This is a genomic window from Paenibacillus sp. J22P59 (assembly GCF_059383895.1).
In genome coordinates this window covers 638,441-662,119 of record NZ_JBXENX010000001.1, presented here as the reverse complement: position 1 = coordinate 662,119, position 23,679 = coordinate 638,441, and the positions used below count along the sequence as shown (strand labels likewise).

Genomic DNA, 23,679 nt, shown 5'->3' with positions numbered 1-23,679 from the left:
CTATATTATTTCTTTGCTCTATTGGCAACTTCCATTGTTTTATTGTTGAATAACCCTCGTAGCGAAATGAATCGGTGGGCGGCATTTTTTCTATTTAGCGCATCAATTGGAGGGACCGCCGACTTTTTAATGAAAGAAGGGTGGGTAGAATGGTCAGGCATCGTTCGATTCTTGAACCATACGCTGACTCCTTATGGGGTGTTAATATTCAGTATGGTCTATTCAGAGAGCGTCTTGCGGTGGACCACAAGGCTGTACTGGAAACTAATTTTGTTGCTTCCAGTTCTCTTTATGGCAATTATAACGCCTTGGACAGCAGAGCTGCCACTGGACTATCGGTGGCTGTTGGCGTGGACGGCACCCTATTATTTAGCGTCTTGTTATATTCTTGTCCGTTCTTTATGGAATGAAGATAATGAGCGCAAGAAGCGAAGCCGATTCATCGCTACTATTATTATAGTGCCTACGCTGCTGGCGGTACTGGTTCTTATTAACGTTGCTAATGTGTTTATGCCGGAACTCGAATTTTTTCGTTATGTATCGTTATTTATCATTTATTCTTTGACCGTTGCTCTGCTATGCACCTTCTTGTATGGAGTACTCGGAGTTAAGCTGCGCTTCGAGCGTGACCCGCTTGAGAGCACGATGAAGGCGGTCAGCTCTGGCACCACTTTACTTAATCATTCGATTAAGAATGAAATAGGAAAAATTGCAATCAGCTCAGAAAATTTGAAGCAAGCTTTATCCGAACCAGCTGATGATACTGCCATGCAGCAACTGCAAATTATAGCGAATGCTTCTGATCATATGCTGGCTATGGTTAACCGTATACACAGCCAGACCAAAGCAATCGTGCTCGTAGAGACCGCGTGCCGGCTGGATCAGCTTGTTGAGCAATGTTTGCTCCAGCATCAGGAATTATTGAAGGACGGAGATATCGAGGTGATTGCCCATTATTCTTGTAAGCCTACAGTTGTCTGTGACGCGGTGCATCTTCGTGAAGCCATTGGCAACATCCTGATGAATGCCGCTGAGGCTATGCCTGGCGGAGGAGTGATCGAGGTGCAATTAGAAGCTAGTAAAAAAGGTGTTGCGCTATCCTTTTTGGATAATGGAAAAGGAATCCCGGAGGAGCAGCTTTCTTTTGTATTCGATCCGTTTTTCAGCACGAAGAACCGCAGCCAGAATTTTGGGTTAGGTCTTTCTTATGTATACAATGTGATGCAGAAAAGCGGGGGCTCTATCCTTCTTAGCAGCAGAGAGCATGGCGGAACGGAAGTCAGACTGCAATTCCCTCGCAAGAAAAGGTTGACGAACAGCAGGGGGGCGAACATGGAATGAGTCACATTAAGGTACTGTTAGTGGAAGATGATCCGGATTGGATCAAGGCAATGACTGTTTACTTGAATAAAGAGGCCGATATTCTTGTAGTTGGGGCAGCAATGGAAGCGCAAGAAGCGATTCGTTTGGCTCACACACTTGTGTTCGATGTTGTGCTTATGGATATTCAATTATCGGATGAACAGTACGACGGGATCTATACGGCTATTGAGATTAATGAGGCTCATCAGGCCAAGATTATTATGCTGACCTCTCTCAATGACGCAAGTGTTATGACACAGGCGTTCACAGCTGGAGCCGTCAACTATATTGAGAAGACGAACTTCAAAGAGCTTCCTCATGCGATCCGAAGCGCTTATCATCATCCTTCCGCGATGGATGCGCTGCTCAAGGAGTTTGGCAGGCTCAAGCGGGAGGAGCAGCTAAAGGAGCTAACGGCAGCCGAGCGTGAGGTGTTCGAGCTTATTGAAGAAGGGTATACACAGTCTCAGATTGAAAAAAAATTGTATAAGGCAGAGAGCACCTTGAAGAACCAAGTGAACAAAATGCTCAAAAAGCTGGGCGTGCGCAGCAGTAAAGAAGCGGTTGAAAAGGTGAAACGCAAAGGGCTGTTATTCAAAAAACAAGACTAAATAAATTCAATTTCCCTAGAAGACTATAGCGGGTCTGTAATTCGATATTTGACGGGCGCGCTTGTTCACGTTGTTATTAATGAGCGGGATTTCTCTGCTTTGCTTCGTGTCCTTCTAGTAAATAAGGGACCTCTGTTCCGTTATTAGACTGTTTGACTCCATATAGAAGATTATAGCGGATCTGTGATCCGTTAATTGACGAACTTTCTCGCTTTTCTTCCTGTTTGTCCGAATTAACGGATCGCAGATCCGCTAATTTGTCTGTTGCAGCTGTTAAGCTGCAAATAGCGGAACAGCGTTCCGTTATGGCCTCTATTTGCCTCTCGAACGAATCAGAACAGCCTTAGCCTGGCTTTCATTCTCTTAACCCAGATAACCAAAAATATTACAACAATCTTATTCTACAAGCCAAGGGGTACTACATCATGTAGTACCCCTTGCTGCTGTCCTCCTATAAAAGTTAGGTCTAATCGCCAGGCTGTCCAGCTAGTAAACTAGAAGTAAGGGAAGGAGCTTCCGGATGAGCAAACAAAAAAGAATGGATCAAGAGCCAATTATTCTGTTGATCGATGGCCATTGTCATTTATGTCACTGGATTACACGCTTCGTGATTAAGCGGGACAAGGAAGCGAGATTCCGCTTCGCTCTACTTCAATCGGAGACAGGCAAGCAGCTTTTGCGTAAAGGGGGCTTGTCCGTAGACGATATAGATACTTTTGTCATGGTCACAAATGAACGCTATTACATCAAATCAGAGGCGGCACTTCGGGTATTCCGATTATGCAAGGGATGGTGGCCGCTGCTGTATGGGGGAATTGTGGTCCCACAATTATTGAGAGACGGGATATATAATCGGATTGCGGGCAATCGTTATCGCTTATTCGGAAGAATGGAGCAATGCTTGATTCCATCTGCGGAAATAAGGGAACGGTTCATAGATTTGATTGAGGAGGTTCCGGCATGTGGAGAAGGAAGCCAATCTATGTCGAGCAGACGATGAAGACGGATATGGAGACGTTATGGCACTATACGCAAACACCCGAGCTGCATGAGCAATGGGATCTGCGGTTCTCGCAAATAACGTATCTTCCCAAGGTGGATATGCTCAGCACTCATCAAAAGTTTGAATATAAGACCCGCATCGGGTTCGGTCTTCAAATAGCCGGTACCGGGATTACGAAATCCCGCAGCAATGCGATCACCGGGGAGAGAACGTCAGCGTTGGTATTTGGCTCCGAGCAGCCCTTGTCGCTCATTCGCCAAGGCGCAGGCTATTGGAAATATCGTGAGCAGGGGGAGAGCATCACCTTTTTGACCCAATACGACTATCAGACAAGATTTGGCTCTATTGGACGGCTGTTCGATCGAATAATATTTCGTCCCTTATTCGGCTACGCCACCGCATGGAGCTTTGATCTGCTTCGGCTGTGGCTTGAGAAGCAAATTACACCGTCTGTCAGCTTGCAAAAGGCTATTATTCATTATTTTTGCGTTATGCTTATCGCATTGCTGTGGCTGTATGAAGGCATAGTGCCTAAGCTGCTTTATCCGGCTGGAGGAGAGCTGGCTGTTATGGAGAGTTTAGGCTGGTTCATGGGCTATGAGAAATTGCTTCTGCAAGGTTTGGGGGTACTCGAGATCATGCTAGCTGTATTAAGCGTGGTCTGGCATAGAAAAATTTCCTTGTACAGCTGCCAAATCTTACTGCTGCTCGTTCTTGCAGGCGGTGCCATCATAAGCAGTCCCGGGCTGCTGCAAGCACCGTTTAATCCGATCACGCTGAGCGGGTCGATGATTGCCTTTTGCTTCCTTGCCAAATGGACATTGAAGGATTTGCCGAATGCTAGACATTGCTTACGAAAACCATCCAAAGGAGGACATCAGCATGGCGTCCATATACGAGCAAGTATTAGGTGAGGAGTTCAAAAGGCTGCATCCTCGTATTCAGCAGCGATTCGGAATAAGCAGCAAGGATGGTGTCGCCTCAATCGGGCAAGGGGTCATGAAGCGAATATGGTTCAACAAGCTGGCGCTGCTGCCGTTATATGTGGGAACGATGAGGCATATCATGTTTCCGCAAGGAGGAAGTCATATTCCGTTTACGATCGAGAATTTTGCTTATACAGATCAATATGGGCGTGAGACGGTATCATGGATTCGCAAATTCAAATTCAGTAATACGATTCGCCACTTCGATGCGACGATGATTTACAGCCAGGCACGGCAAGGGATTGTCGATTATTTGGGCAACAAACAGCATCTGGCAGTCGATCTGGCTATTACTGCTGCTCCCAATGGGGGAATAAAGATTCGCTCAGGCGACCAGCGCTTTTACGAAGGTCTGCTCCAATTCCGATTCCCTCGTTTATTGACAGGAATTGCTGACGTAAATGAATGGTACGATGAGGAGCAGGGATGCTATCAGATTACGGTACAAGTGACTAATCCGATATTGGGGTCAATTTTCCAGTATGAAGGCTCCTTCCAAGCTCATTTGATCCACACTTCTCTCGTTCCCGTAGATGTAAGGCCGCTCCGAGAAGAAGCTCGAGAATAATTCACCGCTGCATTCGGTCTTTTGACGGAATGAACAGCGGTTTTTTTTGTTGTCCACTTCAAAGACTGATGGATTAGCATGGGACCAATCGAGCTTCCGGCCATTGCAGCCAATTGAGAATGTAAGGGAAGCTTTAGTGCGTAATATAAGATAGTTCCGGCTACAATATCCACGAACAGGAATTTTTTGATGGCGGATAACGGAATAACAATAAGGATAAAATCATTTTGATTCATATCTGTCCTCCAACCCAATCTGACTTCCTATTCATTGTATGGATATCTACTGTTGTCTCATTCGAAACAAATTTGGTATACTTGTTATTTGCTAATATAACTTTTCTATAGGAAGACATCCGGATAAGACAGGTGGCTGACAAAATTGCGTAAAAAAGAAGTCTCATCTCTTTATTTCTATGCCATACACGTTGTACTCCTCCTCACAGTAGCTGGCCTCCTATTCTCCCTATTTGGACGTACAGTATCACTGCATGCGTTATTTTCTCCTGATGTGAAGGTAGCTACGGTTGCTCATCGAGGAGCTTCCGGCTATGCGCCGGAGCATACTTTATCAGCGTATCAGATCGGGATTCGCTCAGGCGCTGATTATATTGAGATTGATCTGCAAATGACGAAGGATGGCGAAATCATCGCGATGCATGACGACACCGTTAATCGAACGACGAACGGAACGGGCAAAATCACTCAACTGACATTGGCTCAGATCAAGCAGCTCGATATGGGCTCCTGGTTTAATGAGGCCAATCCGATGTATGCCCGGGAAGAGTTTGTAGATGCTCGCGTGCTGACGCTTAGGGAAATTTTCGAGATATTTGGAGATGATATCAAATACATGCTGGAGACAAAATCTCCTGAATATAATCCTGGATTGGAAGAAGCGATGGTTGCCTTGGTCGAGGAGTTCAAGCTGGCAGATCATGTAGCTGTACAATCTTTCAGCAAGAGCAGCTTGAAGGCTATTCATCGTTTAAATAAAGATATCGAGTTGTTTCAACTGCTCTGGTACAATACGCCGGCTTATATTAGCAATTCCACGCTCAAAGAAATTAAGGAATACGCTGTAGGAATCAGTCCTAACTTTCAGCGTATCGGTCCAGCTTATATAGAGAAGGTTAAAGAAGCCGGGCTGCTGGTGTTTCCTTATACCGTCAATTATCAGATCAATATGGAAAAGGCAGTGAAGTGGGGGGTAGACGGCCTTCATACGGATTATCCTGACCGTCTCAGCGAGGTCATTAAAGAAGCCAATAAGTCTTAGCAGCTAGACTGCTGAAGCTACATAGAAGCTCGATTTGTTGAGCACATTTAATAAAAAATTCCAGCATGGAGGTCACAGCATGAAGGATACCGGCCCATTACTCCGTGATAGGAAGCAACGGAAATTATTATTCAGCACAGGCTTGAGCTGGTTGTTTGATGCAATGGACGTTGGATTAATCTCGTTTATCGTAGCAGCGTTAAGCTTGGAATGGGGATTAGGTGCTACACAAGTCGGCCTCTTAACCTCGATTAACTCGATAGGAATGGCAGTGGGTGCTGCAGTTGCCGGTTCACTAGCCGATCATTACGGACGAAAAAAAATATTATTATGGACACTGCTCATTTTTTCTGTCGCTAGCGGCATCTCGGCATTCGCAACAAGCTTTATCGTGCTATGTATTCTGCGGTTTATTGCCGGCTTCGGATTGGGAGGCGAGCTTCCGGTTGCCTCAACGCTCGTCTCGGAATCTGTTCCAGCCAAAGATAGAGGGCGAGCTATCGTATTGCTTGAGAGCTTTTGGGCAGGCGGCTGGATTCTTGCAGCACTTATTGCCTACTTCATTATTCCTCATTGGGGATGGCAAGCAGGCTTCCTGATCGGAGCGCTGCCAGCATTTTATGCGCTATACCTTAGACGGTCTATTGAAGATTCTCCCCGTTTTGTGGAACAAGGGGAGCGTAAGCTGCCATTCAAGCAACGGATCGCATCCGTCTGGTCATCGAAGCATAGAGTTGCGACAATTACGTTATGGATTCTATGGTTTACCGTTGTATTTTCTTACTACGGGATGTTTTTATGGCTGCCAACGGTTATGGTCATGAAGGGATATGGGTTGATTAAGAGCTTCCAGTATGTGCTTATCATTACGCTGGCGCAGCTTCCGGGCTATTTTACAGCAGCGTACTTTATCGAGAAGTTTGGCCGAAAATTTGTATTAGTGATTTATTTGCTGTTCACAGCGGTCAGCGCAATCTGGTTTGGAAATGCGGATAGTGAAGGGATGCTGATCGCTGCCGGCATTAGCCTGTCTTTCTTTAACCTGGGAGCGTGGGGAGCTATGTATGCGTACACCCCGGAATTATATCCGCTTGCTATTCGCTCTACCGGAGTCGGATTCGCGGCTGCCTTCGGCCGTGTAGGCGGAGTGTTGGGTCCTTATATGGTTGGAATGATGGTGGCTAATGGAGTGGCTATACAAAGCGTATTCATCGTGTTTTTCATAGCGATTGTCTTTGGTGCATTAACGATCCTGTTTTTTGGCAAAGAAACGAAGGGAACGGACCCTGATCAGATTATTGCTTGATATGTCGAAACCATGAGGGTTTTGAGTCTTTTTAGGAGTAAAGTCACATGTGAAATAGCTTATTTCCTCTGGAAATAGGCTATTTTTCGTTTTATTTAATCCAGCTAATTGGATATATTTATAATTCTATAGAACTATCATATTCTTCTATTCGACATTGTTCATGGTATAAAGCTAATTCTAAAGTCCTTATCAAGACCTGTAAGAGAACTGCTGGAATGCTAATAGTTCCTAAGTTATGGGATTAAATGTCTATATACAAATCAAATGTCATTCCTATAAATTAGTAATGCAATCACAAAACTTCAGTGATAAAGGGGAATGAATAATGTCTGAATGGAAATATCCACTGTCAAGCAAGCTGGTTTATCGCACGATTTGTGTAGCATTAGGCGCGGTGTTGCTGGTTTCTCCGCTTAGCGCAACAGCAGCAACCTCTAGTACAAAGCCCAAAACTGAGAGCGCTTCCACTAAAAGTGACTCGAAAGAAACTAAAGGGAAAAATGATAGCGCTTTCTCTTCGGTGAAATATCCAGGAAGTACTTTGACAGTAGGGGAGAACCGCCTGTTAAGCCGCAAAGAGATTGAAAGTCAATGGGATGGCATGGACCCTGAATACAGATCCGATAAAGCGGTCGAAGCTGTAAAAGCCTTGCTTCCTGAGCAGGACTATGAAGAGCTGTTCCCGAATCGTCTTGGATCGCCTGAATGGTTTAAGGTTGCCAAAGGCAAGGAATATTACAAAGAGAATCAAACCGATTATTTCTCCTACGACAATTTAATTAATGCCGTTACAGAAGTGTCTAATATCAAACTCAAGATTAGTACACGTCAAGGGACTTCAGGCGTGCAGGAAATACATAGGTTCGATAAAGATGCGCGGGTAGAGACACTTGTATCGCGTTCCGATGATTTCAACTCGGCAGACAATTTGAAGAAGCCGATCAAGATTGAGATCGTCGACTTCGGAACCTTCCTGAAGGAAGGGTTCAAAAAGGACAGAAAACGTGAGCTTGCTGCTTTCTTGGCCAATCTAGCCCATGAGACAGGCGGAGGCTGGTCGACAGCTCCAGGCGGAGAATTGAAATGGGGATTGTTCTGGAATGAGAACATTGCTGGAAGGACTGGCGTTAACGAATCTACATTCGTTGACCCTGCAAGCAGCACTTTGTATCCAGGCGTTGAAGGTCAACGCTATTATGGACGCGGCCCGATCATGCTTAGCTGGAATTTCAACTATGGTTTGTTCAGCTCCCTTATTTATGGCGACAAAAACGTGCTCCTGAAAAATCCAGAAATCGTTGCAGCTGACGGCAAAATCGGATTTATGACTGCGATTCTGTTCTGGATGACGCCGCAAGCGCCTAAGCCTTCTGCACATGATGTTATGGTTGGCAGATGGAAACCGAATAAAGAGGAGATTGCGAAAGGCTTGTCTCAACCAGGCTTTGGCGTAAGCATTCTGGTGCTTAACGGCCTTGAGGCTAATATGGGCGAGACGGAAGGCAGCTCGGTGAAACGTCGTGCCGGACATTATCGCGACATTACAAGCAAAATGGGCGTAGATATTTCTACTGAGAAAGTAGATACATTAGGCATGAAGCCATTCTAATACAAATATAAGAAAATAAAGAGGCAGGGGATCGTAAGTAGATCCTGCTGCCTCTTTTGCTTTGCCATGCGTTCTATAGTTAAGTTGTCTTTAACAACGATTTGACGCGATTCCACTCAGATAGATGCTGCTCCAAATGGGCGATCATTGTATCCAGATTAACGAGCAGCGCCTGCTGCTCGTCTTGATTCAATAGTTCATAGGCAGCAATCGTCTCTGCGGGCAGTGGAGTCAAGGGAGTTAGCGAAGCTGCTGCTTTGGACAGCTTGCTCTCCAACGGATTTTTTTGAAGCGGTTTTACAGCGATCGCTGTATCTTGCTCCGCACCAGATATTGTTTTTACTGCTTTCTCTGGCTTCGGCTCAATAGGTTTTTCTTTCTCTTTCTTGTTATGCTGATAGACGGACCAGGTTTCAAGCAAGCCAGGGCCTGTTTTGTACAGCAGCTTGTCTTTGGTGGAAGCCGAGATGTCTTTGTCCTTGAATAGACGAACAATTTTTTTGACATCACTTACTGGCATTTCGTCACGGGCGATAATGAGAGCCAGCGGGTCACGATGCTCCAGCGCTAAATCCTTTAACGGAATTAATTGCGCTTCGGTCAGCTTGTCCTTCTTAATCTCAGTGCCATTAATAATAAGCTTTTTGACTGCATTGCCGAACTTGAGCAATTCGCATTTGTTCTTTATGTAAGATTCCGGTTTGCCGAACTTGCTGGACAAATAAGTAGTTGAGCGGCTGAACTTGGGATCGGTAAGCAGTTTATTGAAAGCTTCCGCTTCTTCAATAGGGGAAAAGCCCTCTCTCGTTAAATTCTCCGCGACCTGCTCCAAATAAATTTCGAGTTCATCCGTTACAGTAGATACAATACAAGGGATCGTTTTATGGCCTAATGTGGAGCAGGCTTTGTAGCGACGGTTGCCATAAATGATTTTGTAACGGCCATTACTGACTGTTCTAACCTTTATGGGAGAGAGCAGGCCGATCTCATTAATATTATTCATAAGTTCAAGCAGCGCTTCTTCATCGAACTGATAGCGAGGCTGATCGGTATCTTCATCAATCAAGTGGGTAGGAATCGAAATAATATCCATATCATTGCTCCTGTCATTGAATTAACCGCAGGACAAGCGGTAAGTGTTCACTCTATTATAGCACGCACCTATAAAGAAGTAGAAAGAACAGAAAGAAGCTTGCCCAAAAACTTTTGAGCAAGCTTCTTTCTGTTTTACCTTAGGCTTAAGAACGATTGTTGTCAGCATAAATAGCCATACTGTCGCGCATGAATAGAGCTAAGCCTTCACCGAATTTATCGATATTGGTAGTGAAGCGGCTATCTACATACATTTGTCCTAGCCCTTTGAATGCTTCGAGTGAGTAATGTCCCATCTTATTTAATAGCAGATACCATTCTTCAATTGCAGCCTGGGCCTGCGCAGATGCAGGAGAGCTATGGCGAAGACTCGCAAGCTTCCGATAGAGGGTATTCATTTGTTCTCCAAGAGCGGACTGTTCACTAGCGGATAGACTGCTCAGTTTCTTTTTAGATTGATCTATAGCCTCGTCCCCCCAGCGCTCTCTTGCTTCTTGCTCGTAAGGGTTTGTGCTGAAATCAAAGCCTTCAAATTTCTCCTGATTAGACATAGGTATTGCTCCTTTCAAATGCTGCAAAGTTTTGTCAATCGTGTTCAGCATAATATCAAGCTGCTTACGCTTATCCAGCAGCATATTGCGCTGCAGCTCCATCGCTTGTTGTTGGTCGTAGGAAGGGCTGTATATCATCTCTTTAATCTTCTTCAAGGGAAAGCCCAGTTCTTTGAAAAATAAAATTTGCTGCAGCCGAGCTAGACAGTCATTAGAATACAGACGATAGCCTGCTTCTGTCACACCATCTGGAACAAGCAATCCAATCTGATCATAATGATGGAGCGTTCGAACGCTAATGCCGACGAGATCTGAGACTTCTTTGACCTTCATGAAAGGTACCTGACCTCCTTTTCAAAACCTATACTAAATTATAACGTAACGTGAGAGTCAACAAAATAATTGCAGCCTTTTCTTGTCATGCGTATAATAGTGAAAATATACGGTTACGGGAATGAGAAGGAGGAAATTGTGTTTACACCAAAAAAAATCATCGTTGCGGTAACAGCAGTACTAGTGATTCTAATCATTGTGTTCTTCAGCTTCCAGCTTAATCAGAACAAGGCTCTTGTTAAGAAAGTGTCAGACTGGGAAGGCGTGAAGCAATATCAATATGGGAAGACACCAGGGCTTGAGCGTGCAGAGCAGTTGAAGTTAACTCGTGATCTCGATATGAAGGTTGCCGTTCCTGATACGGATTTATCGCTGGAATTTCATCAGATTTGGTACAACAAAGAGCATGTATACATTTTTTATAGCATGGACATGCCGACTTATAAGAAGGAGGCAGATGAGCAGCCTTCTGTTTCATTCAAAGTGAAAGGGATAGGGGAAGAGGCAGATGAGCAAGCGTCCTATACGCTCAATTGGTCTCCCCTTGAGGGCGTCTATTATAAGGGAAGATTGTATGGGCGAGCGACAACGAGGCCTTTGTTAGGTGCAGATCAGAAGAAGCTGGAGAAGATTAATGAAATCGAGCTTACGGACCTGACTGTCCACATGGGGGATAAGAAGGTTTCTTTGCCACAAGTAAAGCTGGATACACTTAATTATGATGCAGCTAATGAGGTGGCAGAGAAAATTGCAATTGATCAAAGCCATACCGTATTAGACCGTACGATCAAGCTGTCTCGTCTGGAGATGGGACCTTCACTCAATCGTCTGTATTATGGATTTAACTCGGGCCGTGATAATGACAGACTGTGGAATGTTCAGCTCCTTGTTAGAACAGATACAGGAGAGACTAGACAAGGCTTCCTGCAAGGCAGCACAGATTCAGGAGGGGCTTATGTGGAGTTTGCACCGTTCAACAAACGCCCTGACAGCCTCACGGTAGAATTACAAACGATTCGATTATTTAATAAAGTAGACTATCTGCAATTCACTATCGATGCGTCCAAGTTCAGTAAGTATGTAAATGATGCGGAGGATTCTTATATAGATAAAAGGAATCAGGAGTTAATGTATCTGCATCATACGAAGATTCAACTTGAAGAATTAGTTTATAATGAGAGCGGGATTGATTTCACGATTGCATATGAGCAAGATAAAGGAATGAAAGAGCCTTATCTACTACTCCATCCGGAGACACCAACCCCGCTGTATGGAGGGATGGATACTGAAGCAATAACCGCATTCAAACAAACAACTCCGATGTGGGTTCAGATTGTGAATGAGCGGAATGAGGCAGGAGAGCTTGGGGAACGTGGGAGTGGCAGCGGCGCTAGATTCTCAGGACAGCTTCCTGCTTCCTTCGTGAAGAAATCCAAAGAAATTACGGTTTCTATTCATAATCTAATAACCGAGATCAATACAGACTGGAAGGCATCTATTACGATTCCTTCCGGCAAATAATAAAAAGCCAGTCAAATTGCCTTCTATTCGGTAATTTGACTGGCTTTTTTTGCTGTATCATTCTCTCTCCCTGTTGTTCTCGTTACTACCGAACAGGAATTTTGTAATTTTGGACAGGTGAATCAAGCAGACGAGGTTGGCGAACAACAATACCGTTCCTTCAGCTGCTGCAATCGTGCCATCATAAGCAAAGAGCATAATTGAAATCATGCAGAGCCATAAATTCAAGTAGAGGTATTGGGAGAGAAGCTTCATAGGAAGGGATACACTCCTTTGTTGAATTGATTAGGGCAATGTATAATCTATCCCCATGGAAACTGGACAACATTGGAAAAATAAAGATTGTTAGCTTCTTAAATATGAGTATAATAATGAATGGGATTCAAGAGAATTGTAAATGAGGAAGGTGATACCAATTGGATGCTAATAAAAGCAATGTGAAATTAGTCATTGCAGGACTAATGCTAGGCTTGTTCATGGCAGCGTTGGATCAAACCATCGTGTCTACAGCGATGACAACCATTATTGAAAAATTAGGCGGTTTGGATAAGTTCGTGTGGGTGTACTCCGCTTATATGATTGCTATGGTGGTCTCCACACCGATATTCGGCAAGCTGTCAGACATGTATGGACGGAAAAGGTTCTTTTTAGCCGGACTGTTCTTGTTCCTTATTGGCTCGATTCTATGTGGAACAGCGCAGGATATGAATCAATTAATAATCTACCGAGCGATTCAAGGGATAGGCGGGGGCGCTATTATGCCCATTGTATTCACGATCATATTCGATCTATTCTCTCAAGAGAAGCGCGGAAAGATGATGGGTTTATTCGGTGCGGTATTCGGTGTCTCAAGCGTATTCGGTCCTGTGCTTGGTGGAGCGATTACCGAGCATATTAGCTGGCGATGGATTTTCTACATTAACGTTCCGATTGGGATCCTTGCTATTTTTTTTATTTTGCGAGCTTATAAGGAATCGAGAACAATCAAGAAGCAAAGCATCGACTGGGCAGGTGCCATACTGCTCACTGCTGCTATATTGTGCTTAATGTTTGGTCTTGAGCTGGGCGGTACGGATGGGTGGGAGTGGGATGCTTGGAACACGATTATGCTATTCGCAGCATCAGGCATTCTCACCATTCTATTCTTGCTTGTAGAGCGAGCAGTCAAAGAACCGATTATTCAGCTTCGTCTATTTCAGAACCGATTATTTACTAGCAGCATGATCATTAGTCTGCTCTATGGCGGTGTCATGATTGCTGTTGCAAGCTACATTCCGTTGTTTATTCAAGGCGTGTTTCACAAAACAGCAACCGAGACAAGCTCCGTACTTACCCCAATGATGCTAGGTGTTGTTCTTAGTACACAGATTGGGGGAAGGATAGCAGGCAAGTTCAAATACCGGGATATTATGATTGTCTCTGCATTATGTCTGCTTGTGGGTACATCCTTGCTAGGTTTTGCAATGGATACTTTGACCAGCAGGGCACTAATCACGCTCTACATGGTCATTGTTGGCCTGGGCATTGGCGTATCCTTCTCTTTATTGAATATTGCGGCACTTCATGCGGTATCTCCTGAGCACAAGGGCTCTGCATCTTCATTAATTACCTTCTTCCGCACGATTGGCTCTGCGCTTGGGATCACCGTATTTGGCGTACTGCAAAAACATGTGTATCAGCAAGGGGTAAAAGACATTCCGGCGATTAGCCCCCAGATGGCGGAAGATTTGAAGGGAGGGCAAGCGCTGCTGAATCCTGCTGTTCAGGCGAAGCTGGGATTAACAGCAGACACGGTTAATGCGCTTATCAGCAAGCTGTCTGATTCGATTTTGTATATTTTTCAGTGGTCGGTTTTACTGCCGATAGCAGCTCTTATATTTGCGATTCTGATGGGCCGTGCAAAGCTGCATCCTATTGAACAAGCTGCACCAAAAGCTTCATCACAAGCCGCGCCTGCAGGTGAATTGCAACTATCAGGTGAATCGACGACTAAGCCTGAGTCCTCATATCCAAGCAGTTGAGCCAACAGGCAATTGAAGCTGCTATCCCTGCTTTATTATATGAACAATGGAAGGAAAGTTCTTTTGTGAAGCATCCGTTTTTTTAGAGGATGGTAACCGGGACCGGAAGGGTGGAAGGAATGGCTGCCTGATCCTTGCAGAAGTAATCTATTCCATCATTATTCATGCTTCACGGACAAGAATGAGTGAATTTTAATGTCGGAATAGATGGAGAAATAGGCATAAAACGAAGATGGAATATGAACCGCGCAGCGCGCGGTTTTTTTATTTGTCTCCAGCTACAATCGGCTGTTGCTCGACAAATAAACAACGAAACCTCGCTGTTCGTTTGACATGCTTTTTATAAAGGTCTGTGTACAATCTTACCTATACCGAAAATCGAGTAACCTTTCAAAGACTAAGGAAGAGGTGTAGCGATGATGCGTATAAGACGGTATCAGAAGCTGTTCGTTATTATGCTTTGTGTAAATTTATTTTTGACTCTTGGAATGGATTTGCGATCAGAGCCTGCCCGTACGGCTGTCTCCTTGCCAGATTCTATAGAAGCTTTTGTGCTTGCCGATGAGTTTATCCCCTTGTTCCTCTCCGAAGCATTCTTCCAGCAGCAATTAGCGGTTCCCCCTGTACAAGAAATAGAACCTGTAGTCCTCCCAATACATATGCAAAGTGAAATTCCTATGGATGAAGTGATACATACGGCGGTAATCCCTCAGGTACCTAATCCTGTCTATGAGGTTACAGCTTATTATTTGAACGTGCGTTCTAATTCAAATGCCGATTCAGCCATTCTTCATACCGTCGAGCGGGGCGAGCGGCTGGAGGTGGTGCAGGAAACTGGGCAGGGCTGGCTAAAGCTAGCGGCTGGTGGATTTATTAATGGAAAATATGCCAAGCTGGTGAACAATGGGCAAATGCGAGCTAATGGAGAAAAGGCTGAACCTGTGTTATCCGATGCGGAACCCGTGACCAAGCCAGAAGAACAAATACATCTGGATGCCGAGCTACCGAATGAGGAACCAGAGGAACCGAATAAACCAATCTCAGCAGTGAAGTCGGACTCGGGATTAACAGAGGAGCATATTGCTGCTATACTTGCGAATACAGCGCTAGAGGATCAGGGCTTGGAAGAAGCTATACTTGAAATCGAGGATACATATGGGATTAATGCTTACTTCACTATTGCGGTCATGAAGCTGGAAAGCGGCAACGGAAAAAGCAAATTAGCTAAAAATAAAAATAACTTGTTCGGCTTGAATGCTATTGATGGCAAGCATCACAAAGCATTTAGCTTCGAAACCAAGGGAGATAGTGTCAGAAAATTCGGACAGCTCCTCTCGAAGCACTATGTCGGCAAGGGCTATACAACCATCGACAAGGTGGCCAAGAAGTACTGTCCGGCTAATCCAAAGTGGCCCAGTCTCGTATTAAATATAATGAAACGAGATTATAAAAAGCTGTAAACACCTGCTTTGCTTACTTCGTTATAGAAGTGATTGAACTCCTCGAAATTGAATTGTTGTGCGGCATCGGATAGAGCAGCAGCAGGATTCGGATGGACCTCAACCATGATGCCATCTGCTCCGGCAGCGATTGCAGCCTTGGCACAAGGGGCCATAATATCCTTGCGTCCCGTGGAGTGAGTGACATCAACCAGTACAGGGAGATGGCTTGCTTGCTTCAGAATTGGAACAGCGGAAATATCGAGCGTATTGCGCGTCGCTTTTTCGTAGGTGCGAATGCCTCTTTCGATAAGCATTACTTGTGTATTGCCTTCGGCTACAATATATTCGGCAGCATGAAGGAACTCTTCTATAGTGGCGGATAGTCCACGCTTGAGCAGAACCGGTGTCTTTAATCGTCCAGCCGCCTTGAGCAGTTCGAAGTTATGCATATTGCGCGCACCAATCTGAATGATATCTATATAATCAGCGGCGAGCTCCAGATGGGAAGGATCGACGATCTCACTTATCGTCGTTAGGCCGAATTCAGAACCAACCTCTTTCAATATTCGCAGACCTTCAATGCCAAGGCCTTGGAATTCATAGGGTGATGTTCTTGGCTTGAAGGCTCCTCCGCGCATTACCGTAACGCCTTGCTGCTTCAGCAGAGCTGCAACTTGACGGACTTGCTCATAGCTTTCAACAGAGCAGGGGCCAGCAATCATCGTTGGTTTGCCGGGAACGCCAATGGCAGTATCGCTGCCGATACGAACAATGGTATCTGCTTGCTGAGACTGACGACTTACGAGGAGCTGCTTTTTAGGTGCAGGCTGTACCTGAAGCAGGGAGGACAGCTTGCTTGTCATTGCCTTGTCCTCTTGTCCGATTAACTTGATTAGCTGAGTGCGTTCAGACAGCAGCTCCACCAATTGTTTGTTTACGTCATTTAGCTGATCTTGCAGTTGGCTCATTGTATTGATATTCATGTAACATCTCTCCTTGAACTAGTATTGGGAACAACAAAAAGACCTCTCCTCCGCAAGGGACGAGAAGTCGTGGTACCACCCTTATTAGAGACCCCGGCCTTAATGAAACAGGCATTCATCTCTCACTCAAACCCTTAACGCGGGACACGGGTTACCCTACATCAAGCTGTTGAATAGCAGCTTGCGTTCAGGTACCGGCTCAGGAGTGAACTTCGGCAGCGCATGTGATCGGGTGCTCTCAGTCGGTGGCACACCGTTCCTGTCAGCCATGTCAGCTGCTTACTCTCTCCATCATCGCCTCTAACGATATATGGGATACTTGCTTGAATTAAATTGGATTTTATAGCATCCATTTCGCAGTTGCAAGCGTCTGATTTAACGCGTGAGTGCTTTATCGTAATAAAATAAATAAGTTAGCTTATACATCCATTGACAGTTTCTTATGAGTCGTGTACTATATATTTTGTTGTGTCTTAACAAAGGTTATAATTGCATATTTTCGTATAGCCTCGCTGAAGATAAGGGCGAGGGTTTCTACAGGAAGCCTTAACTTCCTAACTACGAATATAGGGGAACATCCATGATGATCCATATATTCCTAGTTAGGATTTTTTATTGCCGTGATAATCGCGAGAATCCATTATATGGGGGGTTGTTTTTTGAAAACGAAATATTTATTAGCTGTTCTATTAGGAGCAGCAAGCTATGGGATATTATCTACAATTGTGGTTACAGCATACGGACAAGGATATGAGCTGGGTGAGGTTGTCGGAAGCCAATTATTCATCGGCTTTGTGCTGACATGGCTCTTAGTGCTATTCACGAAGTGGCGGGAGGCGCGCAACAATCGTATAGCTCCTAAGGAATCGAGTGCTCCTGTAACCAATCTGACTTGGCCGCAAAGGCTGCTCCTTATGGTGGCAGGGGCTCCGACAGCTGCGACGGGCTTGCTTTATTACCACTCCTTGAAGTATATACCTGCATCCTTAGCCATTTTGCTTCTTTTTCAATTCACTTGGATTGGTGTTTTGCTTCAAGCGGTACTGCAGCGTAAACGACCGAATGGCACGATGGTGATGACACTCGTCGTATTGCTAGGGGGTACCTTTCTTGCAGCGGGCATACTGGAGCAGGGAACAGGCAGCTTCAATATGCTTGGCATAATATTTGGCCTTCTATCGGCGGTCAGCTATACATTATTTATATTATTTAGCGGGAAGGTTGTGCCAAACGCTCATCCGGCTTACCGCAGCGCATGGATGGTTACGGGTGCGATGATTATCGTGTTTATTCTGTTTACCCCAGACTTTCTGTTCAATGGACTGATATGGGGCAATCTGCTTCTATACGGTTTCCTGCTTGGTTTTTTCGGAGCCTTTATCCCGCCCGTATTGTTTGCGATAGGCGTGCCGCATATTGGGGGAGGATTGGCAGGCGTGCTTGGGGCGATTGAACTGCCAGTTGCTATATTGCTCTCTTCCTTTGTTCTACATGAGCATGTCAGTCTAGTTCAATGGTGTGGTGTGCTCCTGGTGCTGCTTGGCGTAGCACTGCCTGAGATTCTAAGACGAATTCGGCGGACAACAATCACTTCGCATTAATAAGCAAATAAGATGAACCGCGCGCTGCGCGGTTTTTTGTTGTCCACTTGAGCAAGATGATGTGCTACGATGAAAGGGAAAATCTTCATAATAATTATTGTATTATTTTTACAAACTATAATTTACGAATTTAGTTTACATATAATTAATTATGTAAACTAAATAGGAGGGATTCCGTGCCAGAAATTAAATCGTTTATTGTTGCCGTATGGCTCATCATGATGATGCTGATGGGTTCTGCGGGTGGACTGTCTTTGCCGGATGAATGGTTGGATAGGACTGCTTCACCAGTGGAGGAACTGGAAATCGTTCCTGAAGAGCAGGAGGCTAGTGCGAAGCGAAACCTATTGCCTGAAGGGTTTGTTTATTTGGACGAAGTTATTCCTTCTGCTATCTATGATATCCGCTATTATAGTGATTATAATTTCATCGGCAAGCGAGTTGAAGGTTATAAAGCACCGCTTGCCATTATGAGCAAGGAAGGGGCAGCAGCCCTTAAAGCGGCCAGTGATGAGCTGGAAGCTGCCGGCTATAAGCTAAAAGTATTTGATGTGTATCGTCCTGCCAAAGCGGTTGCTCAATTTAAGCGCTGGTCCAAGGACAGCCAGGACACGAAGATGAAGTCTATCTTTTATCCGGAACTCGATAAGCCGCAATTATTCAAGGGCTATATTGCTTCCAAATCAGGGCATTCCAGAGGTAGTACAATAGACCTAACGTTAGTTAGTATCGATACGGAAGAGGAACTGGATATGGGCAGCATCTTTGACTTCTTAGGCGAGGTATCCAATCATGGCACGAAGAAGATTACAGCAGAGCAGACTGCCAATCGCAGCTTGCTTAAGGACGCGATGGTCAACCATGGATTCGAGCCATACAACAAAGAATGGTGGCATTACACGCTTAAGAATGAACCCTATCCAAAGTCCTATTATGATTTTGACGTCGAGTAGAAGGGATGAGGATGGAATCTGTTTTTTTTGCAGTTACTCGGAATAAGTCGTATATTAGTATAAGAATTATTTCTAATCCCGTTACTTATGGGAAGCTTGAAAGGGGCAATAATGGCAATGAGTGAACTTTCGAATTATGGGATTAACTTAACCGCAAATACGATTCATGGGAAGCAATTTGAGAAAAAGGTAAGAGGCTACAGTGCGGAACAGGTAGATGAATTCCTCGATGAAATTATAAAAGACTACAGCCGTATGCAAGATATTATTAATAGATTCGAAGCAGATTTGGCGAGTATTCATGGGGAATTGATGAAGGATAAGGAATCGTATGATTATTTCATGATCAAGCGCAGACTCGAGGATCTCGAAATGAAAGTGTTCGGGGAGAGAAGAGAGTACTTGCGACCGCGTGTATAGCAGGAATAGAAAAGAGGCGTATGGCTGATGCCGTACGCCTCTTTTCTATTCCCTTTATAACATCCATTCAAGCCTAAGAGGCTTCTGGCAGCTCCGTTAAGGTTGGTGCAGCATAGCCTTCGCTATACTTCTCATCCACATACTGGCGTATCCGCTCAGTGGAAGACCCGTTTTCTTTCATCGTTGCGGCCGTAAGCGCAATTTCCATGCATACGCCGCAGCGCGTGCCATGATCATCCCATATAACGGTGCCATCCTCCTTCACCTCAAGGATGAAGCAATTCAAATTATTTTTATGGCCGGCACTCTCACCACATCCGCAATAACAAGGAATGTAAGGCAACACATCCGTTAGTGTTGCAGCCTTCGTATAAGCAGTCTGAATAATTGGAGCAGCATTCGTTAGAAAAGAGGGCAGCTCGGTTAGTGAAGCAGTCTCTTCTTGCAGATCGCCATTCTCCGCCGTATGCTGATGATTCGTGTGCTCATCGGTTTGCTCAGGCTGTGCAGGCTGCTCATTAGTACTTGCATTGCCGCATGCGCTCAACCATACGACCGAAAACACAATAAACAAAAATAAAGCGGCTCGTAACCCTTTGTTCAAAGCATTGTCACTCCTCAGAAATAGAATAAAGCCATTATAGCATGTCTATAACAGAACCCAATGCTATAATTATGAATGAATGTTAACAAATAGATGAATAATGGAGTGAACTTTCCCAAGATGACTAATCTTATTAATCAGCCGCTGCCAGATCGCGTACAGCAGTGGATTACACACACTATCTTCCCCGAGTCGCAGCTGCTGGCATCCAATCAGATGCATGGCGGCAATTCAGCAATTGTTCATTGTATTAAGCTGCAGGATCATCAGTCGTTGAGAGAGTATGTTATTCGTCAATTCGACAATAAGGAATGGATAGAAGAAGAGCCTGATCTTGCCGTCCACGAAGCAAATAGTTTATTGCTTGCTTATGGAGCGGGGCTCCCTGCGCCACAGCTTATCTCTTACGATGAGAATGGTGAGAACTGCGGTATCCCAGCAGTTATCATGACCAAGCTGGAAGGGAAGGTTGTGTTGGAGCCGGAAGATCGAATGCTGTGGGCAGATGGAATGGCGGAAGCTCTTTCCCAAGTTCACGCTATTGTTGCTGCTGATTTTCCGTGGACTTATTCACCCTATAAGGTGCTAGCGGAATTAGAGGTTCCTGAATGGTCGAGCCAGCCCTTACTATGGCAGGAAGCGATCGCAATTATACAGGGCGAGCGTCCCCAAACGAGATCATGCTTGATTCATCGTGATTACCATCCAACGAATCTATTGTGGGAGTCAGGCAAGGTAAGCGGAATTGTCGATTGGGTGAATGCATGCAGGGGGCCGGCAGGAGTTGATGTTGGCCATTGCAGAGTGGATCTTGCCCAATTGTACGATACGGCGACAGCAGATGCTTTTTTAGCCGCTTATGAGGAATATGCAGGGGATGCTTTTCATTATGAGCCTTATTGGGATCTTGTTTCTTTAGCCGATCTATTATTCGGACCGCCCACAGTGTATTCGGGATGGACTGCTCTAGGCTTCACGGGGCTCACGGACGAATTAATAAGAGAACGACTGGATCTATATTTAGTTAGTGTAATGAACCGAATTCAAGCAATGCCAAACCATCTCTAATCGAACGAACCTTCTGCAATCTATTATGAGGCAGCAAAGCATGTCCTTCCTATTCGCATCATATAATCTATCGCAGAGCTTGTTCCTCGTCTTGTCGGCAAATGACACAGCAGGAAGAGGGGGACAGAAGGCGAGGGATAGGAATGGACGATGTAAAAGCAAGCAGAACAGTGGATTTTTCCATTCAAGGAATGAGCTGTACCGCTTGTGCGGGCAGAATTGAACGGACAGTCGGCAAATTAGCAGGTATTCAAGCCGTGGCAGTCAGCTACTCCGCTCGAATGGCATGGGTGCAGTATGTGCCTGGGGTTATTGAGCCCGATCAGATTAGAGAACGAATCGGCAAGATTGGGTTCCAGGCTGAATTGCCTGAGCGAGCTGAAGAGGGTCTCCACAGAGAACGCAGGGCGCTGCTTATTCGACTTGTTGTCTCGGCGCTGTTAACGCTGCCGCTGCTCTCCGCAATGGTTCAGCATTTTCCTTGGTTTATGACAGCGGAGCTGCCAGCCTGGCTCACGAACCCTTGGCTTCACTTGCTGCTTGCGACCATTATTCAATTTGTAATCGGATTGCCCTTTTACATCGGTGCTTATCATGCGATAAAAGCGCGTGCAGCCAACATGGATGTACTCGTTGCGATCGGGACGACTGCCGCTTACTTATACAGTCATTATATGGTGTTTAACAGTTATAGGGCAGATAGCGGCATGTCGCTATATTTCGAGACGTCGGCGGTTGTCATAACGGCCGTGCTCCTCGGTAAATTCATGGAAGTAAACGCCGCTGCCCGTGCCCAGAACGACGCATCCGGCTATAGCAGGCTCAAGATCGGAACCGTAACTGTCGAACGAGGCGGACAGAAGCTTGTTATACAGAGTGAATTTGTTCGCGAGAATGATTATGTCGTCGTGCAGCCCGGGGAGCTTATTCCGGTCGACGGCATCATTACTAATGGAATATCTGATGTGAATGAATCGCTGCTTTCCGGAGAAAGCTTGCCTTCCGTAAAGCGTCCCGGAGACCGTGTCTGGGCAGGCACCAGCAATGAAAGCGGGCAATTGCGGCTTCGTACAGAAGCGGCAGGGCATGCGACTATGCTGAATCGGATTCATGAATTAGTGCGTCAGGCGCAGCGATCCAAATCGGCTATTCAGCGGAATGTAGATCGCATATCGAGCTGGTTCGTACCTGTTATGCTTATACTGGCTGCGGCTACTTTTCTGATCTGGCTGCTCATCATTGAGCCTGGGGGCTGGGAGCAAGCATTCCGCTGCTCTGTAGCTGTTGTGCTGGCAGCATGTCCTTGCGCATTAGGCTTGGCAACGCCAATCTCGCTTGTTGTAGCATCAGGACGCCTCGCGAAGCGAGGCATCGTCGTGAAGGATGCCAGCGCGCTTGAACGATTGGCTCAGCTCGATCACCTCGTACTCGACAAAACCGGGACGTTGACAGCAGGAAAACCGCATGTCAGTATCATTCATGCCGTCAATAGCAGTCGTTCTGGCTTGCTTCGCTTAGCAGCTGCTGTGGAAGCAAGCTCCGCTCATCCGTTGGCGCAAGCGATAAAAGAGGAAGCCAATAAAGCGGGACTCGTTCTCCCGTCAGTTACGGATACCGAATATACCCCCGGTAAAGGGGTGGAGGGTTATCTCGAGAATAGAAGAGTTGGTATAGGGAATGCTGCATTTGTAACAGAGCGCGCTTGGAATTTGGCAGATTCTACGATAATGACCTTTGCGAAAGCGCGTGAAGCAGAGGGAGAGACCGTGCTGTATGTTTCTGACAACGGCTTGGTGCTAGGGGCAATCTCGCTCGTGGATACGATAAAGCCTTATGCGCAAGAATCGGTTGAACGCCTGCGTCAAGCTGGCATTTCTATTTTATTGGCTACTGGAGACCATCCGGCTTCTGCCCGAAGCGCCGCCGCATCGGTAGGGATTGCCAATGTCTATGCTTCTATGCTGCCGGAAGATAAGCTGGAATTGGTTCAGAAGCTTAAGAAAGAGGGGCACCGCGTAGGAATGGCCGGAGATGGCTGGAATGATGCGCCCGCTTTGGCGGCAGCTGATGTTGGCATCGCGATGGGAGACGGGACGGATGCCGCTCTGACAGCCGGTCATCTCACCCTGCTTCAGCCTCGCATGACAGCTATACCAGAAGCTCTGTTCATTAGCCGCTTAACTGTCCGGAACATCCGGCAAAATCTGATGTTTGCTTTTTTCTACAATGCGCTTATTATTCCATTTGCTGCCTTCGGATTATTAGAGCCCTGGATGGCGGGAACGGCAATGGCGTTCAGCTCGGTATCGGTCGTTGCCAATGCCCTAAGACTGAATCGGACACTTCGGCACACGATCCTTTAAT

21 protein-coding genes and 1 riboswitch are annotated in these 23,679 nt (G+C 45.6%); of the genes, 16 read left to right on the top strand and 5 right to left on the bottom strand.

What is annotated here, in order from left to right; genetic code table 11:
* Positions 1 to 129: 129 nt before the first annotated feature.
* From AC50YO_RS02950 to AC50YO_RS02915, 8 genes are all read left to right on the top strand, one after another.
* Positions 130 to 1,341, top strand: a complete 1,212-nt coding sequence (locus AC50YO_RS02950; RefSeq protein WP_494842971.1) for an ATP-binding protein — start codon at positions 130 to 132, stop codon at positions 1,339 to 1,341.
* Positions 1,338 to 1,973, top strand: coding sequence for a response regulator (locus AC50YO_RS02945; RefSeq protein WP_494842969.1), 636 nt, complete (start codon positions 1,338 to 1,340; stop codon positions 1,971 to 1,973). The genes AC50YO_RS02950 and AC50YO_RS02945 overlap by 4 nt, the downstream gene beginning before the upstream one ends.
* Positions 1,974 to 2,493: 520 nt before the next feature.
* On the top strand, positions 2,494 to 2,973 hold the full coding sequence (locus AC50YO_RS02940; protein WP_494842967.1) for a thiol-disulfide oxidoreductase DCC family protein: 480 nt from the start codon (positions 2,494 to 2,496) through the stop codon (positions 2,971 to 2,973).
* Entirely contained in the window at positions 2,934 to 3,890 is a 957-nt protein-coding gene (locus AC50YO_RS02935; RefSeq protein WP_494842965.1) for a DoxX-like family protein, read from the top strand. Before AC50YO_RS02940 ends, AC50YO_RS02935 begins: the two co-directional genes overlap by 40 nt.
* Complete coding sequence (locus AC50YO_RS02930; protein ID WP_494842963.1) at positions 3,859 to 4,530, top strand: DUF4166 domain-containing protein; 672 nt, start codon at positions 3,859 to 3,861, stop codon at positions 4,528 to 4,530. The genes AC50YO_RS02935 and AC50YO_RS02930 overlap by 32 nt, the downstream gene beginning before the upstream one ends.
* Positions 4,531 to 4,911: 381 nt before the next feature.
* The gene (locus AC50YO_RS02925; RefSeq protein ID WP_494842961.1) at positions 4,912 to 5,808 is read left to right on the top strand and encodes a glycerophosphodiester phosphodiesterase; all 897 of its coding nucleotides are present in this window, start codon (positions 4,912 to 4,914) and stop codon (positions 5,806 to 5,808) included.
* 79 nt (positions 5,809 to 5,887) lie between these two features.
* Positions 5,888 to 7,114: an MFS transporter gene (locus AC50YO_RS02920; protein ID WP_494842958.1), complete on the top strand. Its 1,227-nt coding sequence runs from the start codon at positions 5,888 to 5,890 to the stop codon at positions 7,112 to 7,114.
* A 328-nt stretch (positions 7,115 to 7,442) separates the two neighbouring features.
* Positions 7,443 to 8,726: a chitinase gene (locus tag AC50YO_RS02915; protein WP_494842955.1), complete on the top strand. Its 1,284-nt coding sequence runs from the start codon at positions 7,443 to 7,445 to the stop codon at positions 8,724 to 8,726.
* Between the two features lie 79 nt (positions 8,727 to 8,805).
* On the opposite strand, the gene AC50YO_RS02910 is transcribed toward AC50YO_RS02915, so the two are convergent.
* Both AC50YO_RS02910 and AC50YO_RS02905 read right to left on the bottom strand, forming a co-directional pair.
* A complete protein-coding gene (locus tag AC50YO_RS02910) occupies positions 8,806 to 9,819 on the bottom strand; it encodes a ParB/RepB/Spo0J family partition protein (protein ID WP_494842948.1) in 1,014 nt (337 codons plus the stop codon).
* Between the two features lie 145 nt (positions 9,820 to 9,964).
* Positions 9,965 to 10,702 (bottom strand): MerR family transcriptional regulator, encoded by a 738-nt coding sequence (locus AC50YO_RS02905; protein WP_494842946.1) that lies wholly within the window; start codon positions 10,700 to 10,702, stop codon positions 9,965 to 9,967.
* A gap of 138 nt (positions 10,703 to 10,840) precedes the next feature.
* Between AC50YO_RS02905 and AC50YO_RS02900 the strand changes: the two genes are divergently transcribed.
* Complete coding sequence (locus tag AC50YO_RS02900) at positions 10,841 to 12,223, top strand: hypothetical protein (RefSeq protein WP_494842944.1); 1,383 nt, start codon at positions 10,841 to 10,843, stop codon at positions 12,221 to 12,223.
* Positions 12,224 to 12,280: 57 nt separating this feature from the next.
* Here AC50YO_RS02900 and AC50YO_RS02895 read toward each other — a convergent pair whose 3' ends face one another.
* Positions 12,281 to 12,478 (bottom strand): hypothetical protein, encoded by a 198-nt coding sequence (locus AC50YO_RS02895; RefSeq protein WP_494842942.1) that lies wholly within the window; start codon positions 12,476 to 12,478, stop codon positions 12,281 to 12,283.
* 161 nt (positions 12,479 to 12,639) lie between these two features.
* On the opposite strand from AC50YO_RS02895, the gene AC50YO_RS02890 reads away from it, so the two are divergent.
* On the top strand, positions 12,640 to 14,244 hold the full coding sequence (locus AC50YO_RS02890; protein ID WP_494842940.1) for an MDR family MFS transporter: 1,605 nt from the start codon (positions 12,640 to 12,642) through the stop codon (positions 14,242 to 14,244).
* A 416-nt stretch (positions 14,245 to 14,660) separates the two neighbouring features.
* Positions 14,661 to 15,704: an SH3 domain-containing protein gene (locus tag AC50YO_RS02885; RefSeq protein WP_494842938.1), complete on the top strand. Its 1,044-nt coding sequence runs from the start codon at positions 14,661 to 14,663 to the stop codon at positions 15,702 to 15,704.
* Here the strand turns inward: AC50YO_RS02885 and AC50YO_RS02880 are convergent.
* Complete coding sequence (locus AC50YO_RS02880; protein ID WP_494842936.1) at positions 15,689 to 16,669, bottom strand: bifunctional 3-deoxy-7-phosphoheptulonate synthase/chorismate mutase; 981 nt, start codon at positions 16,667 to 16,669, stop codon at positions 15,689 to 15,691. The two genes, AC50YO_RS02885 and AC50YO_RS02880, sit on opposite strands and share 16 nt — an antisense overlap.
* A 479-nt stretch (positions 16,670 to 17,148) precedes the next feature.
* Positions 17,149 to 17,250, top strand: a riboswitch (purine riboswitch).
* Between the two features lie 78 nt (positions 17,251 to 17,328).
* On the opposite strand from AC50YO_RS02880, the gene AC50YO_RS02875 reads away from it, so the two are divergent.
* The 3 genes from AC50YO_RS02875 to AC50YO_RS02865 all read left to right on the top strand — a co-directional run bounded on the left by AC50YO_RS02875 (position 17,329) and on the right by AC50YO_RS02865 (position 19,643).
* Positions 17,329 to 18,270 carry an EamA family transporter gene (locus AC50YO_RS02875; protein WP_494842934.1) on the top strand — a complete coding sequence of 314 codons (942 nt, stop codon included), beginning with the start codon at positions 17,329 to 17,331 and terminating at the stop codon, positions 18,268 to 18,270.
* 176 nt (positions 18,271 to 18,446) lie between these two features.
* A complete protein-coding gene (locus AC50YO_RS02870) occupies positions 18,447 to 19,223 on the top strand; it encodes a M15 family metallopeptidase (protein ID WP_494842932.1) in 777 nt (258 codons plus the stop codon).
* Between the two features lie 117 nt (positions 19,224 to 19,340).
* Positions 19,341 to 19,643, top strand: a complete 303-nt coding sequence (locus AC50YO_RS02865; protein WP_494842930.1) for a DivIVA domain-containing protein — start codon at positions 19,341 to 19,343, stop codon at positions 19,641 to 19,643.
* A 73-nt stretch (positions 19,644 to 19,716) separates the two neighbouring features.
* Here AC50YO_RS02865 and AC50YO_RS02860 read toward each other — a convergent pair whose 3' ends face one another.
* Positions 19,717 to 20,247, bottom strand: coding sequence for a PCYCGC motif-containing (lipo)protein (locus tag AC50YO_RS02860; protein WP_494842925.1), 531 nt, complete (start codon positions 20,245 to 20,247; stop codon positions 19,717 to 19,719).
* A gap of 120 nt (positions 20,248 to 20,367) precedes the next feature.
* Between AC50YO_RS02860 and AC50YO_RS02855 the strand changes: the two genes are divergently transcribed.
* Together AC50YO_RS02855 and AC50YO_RS02850 are read left to right on the top strand one after the other, a co-directional pair.
* Positions 20,368 to 21,315, top strand: coding sequence for a phosphotransferase family protein (locus AC50YO_RS02855; protein ID WP_494842920.1), 948 nt, complete (start codon positions 20,368 to 20,370; stop codon positions 21,313 to 21,315).
* Between the two features lie 101 nt (positions 21,316 to 21,416).
* Positions 21,417 to 23,678: a heavy metal translocating P-type ATPase gene (locus AC50YO_RS02850; protein ID WP_494842918.1), complete on the top strand. Its 2,262-nt coding sequence runs from the start codon at positions 21,417 to 21,419 to the stop codon at positions 23,676 to 23,678.
* The last annotated feature ends 1 nt before the right edge of the window (position 23,679 follow it).

What these genes read in the sequence shown, in the direction of transcription:
- AC50YO_RS02950 (WP_494842971.1), top strand. Translation starts at nt 130, where the DNA reads ATGAAAGAAGGGTGGGTAGAATGGTCAGGCATCGTTCGATTCTTGAAC.
- AC50YO_RS02945 (WP_494842969.1), top strand. Translation starts at nt 1,338, where the DNA reads ATGAGTCACATTAAGGTACTGTTAGTGGAAGATGATCCGGATTGGATC.
- AC50YO_RS02940 (WP_494842967.1), top strand. Translation starts at nt 2,494, where the DNA reads ATGAGCAAACAAAAAAGAATGGATCAAGAGCCAATTATTCTGTTGATC.
- AC50YO_RS02935 (WP_494842965.1), top strand. Translation starts at nt 2,934, where the DNA reads ATGTGGAGAAGGAAGCCAATCTATGTCGAGCAGACGATGAAGACGGAT.
- AC50YO_RS02930 (WP_494842963.1), top strand. Translation starts at nt 3,859, where the DNA reads ATGGCGTCCATATACGAGCAAGTATTAGGTGAGGAGTTCAAAAGGCTG.
- AC50YO_RS02920 (WP_494842958.1), top strand. Translation starts at nt 5,888, where the DNA reads ATGAAGGATACCGGCCCATTACTCCGTGATAGGAAGCAACGGAAATTA.
- AC50YO_RS02915 (WP_494842955.1), top strand. Translation starts at nt 7,443, where the DNA reads ATGTCTGAATGGAAATATCCACTGTCAAGCAAGCTGGTTTATCGCACG.
- AC50YO_RS02910 (WP_494842948.1), bottom strand. Translation starts at nt 9,819, where the DNA reads ATGGATATTATTTCGATTCCTACCCACTTGATTGATGAAGATACCGAT.
- AC50YO_RS02905 (WP_494842946.1), bottom strand. Translation starts at nt 10,702, where the DNA reads ATGAAGGTCAAAGAAGTCTCAGATCTCGTCGGCATTAGCGTTCGAACG.
- AC50YO_RS02895 (WP_494842942.1), bottom strand. Translation starts at nt 12,478, where the DNA reads ATGAAGCTTCTCTCCCAATACCTCTACTTGAATTTATGGCTCTGCATG.
- AC50YO_RS02885 (WP_494842938.1), top strand. Translation starts at nt 14,661, where the DNA reads ATGATGCGTATAAGACGGTATCAGAAGCTGTTCGTTATTATGCTTTGT.
- AC50YO_RS02880 (WP_494842936.1), bottom strand. Translation starts at nt 16,669, where the DNA reads ATGAATATCAATACAATGAGCCAACTGCAAGATCAGCTAAATGACGTA.
- AC50YO_RS02865 (WP_494842930.1), top strand. Translation starts at nt 19,341, where the DNA reads ATGAGTGAACTTTCGAATTATGGGATTAACTTAACCGCAAATACGATT.
- AC50YO_RS02855 (WP_494842920.1), top strand. Translation starts at nt 20,368, where the DNA reads ATGACTAATCTTATTAATCAGCCGCTGCCAGATCGCGTACAGCAGTGG.
- AC50YO_RS02850 (WP_494842918.1), top strand. Translation starts at nt 21,417, where the DNA reads ATGACACAGCAGGAAGAGGGGGACAGAAGGCGAGGGATAGGAATGGAC.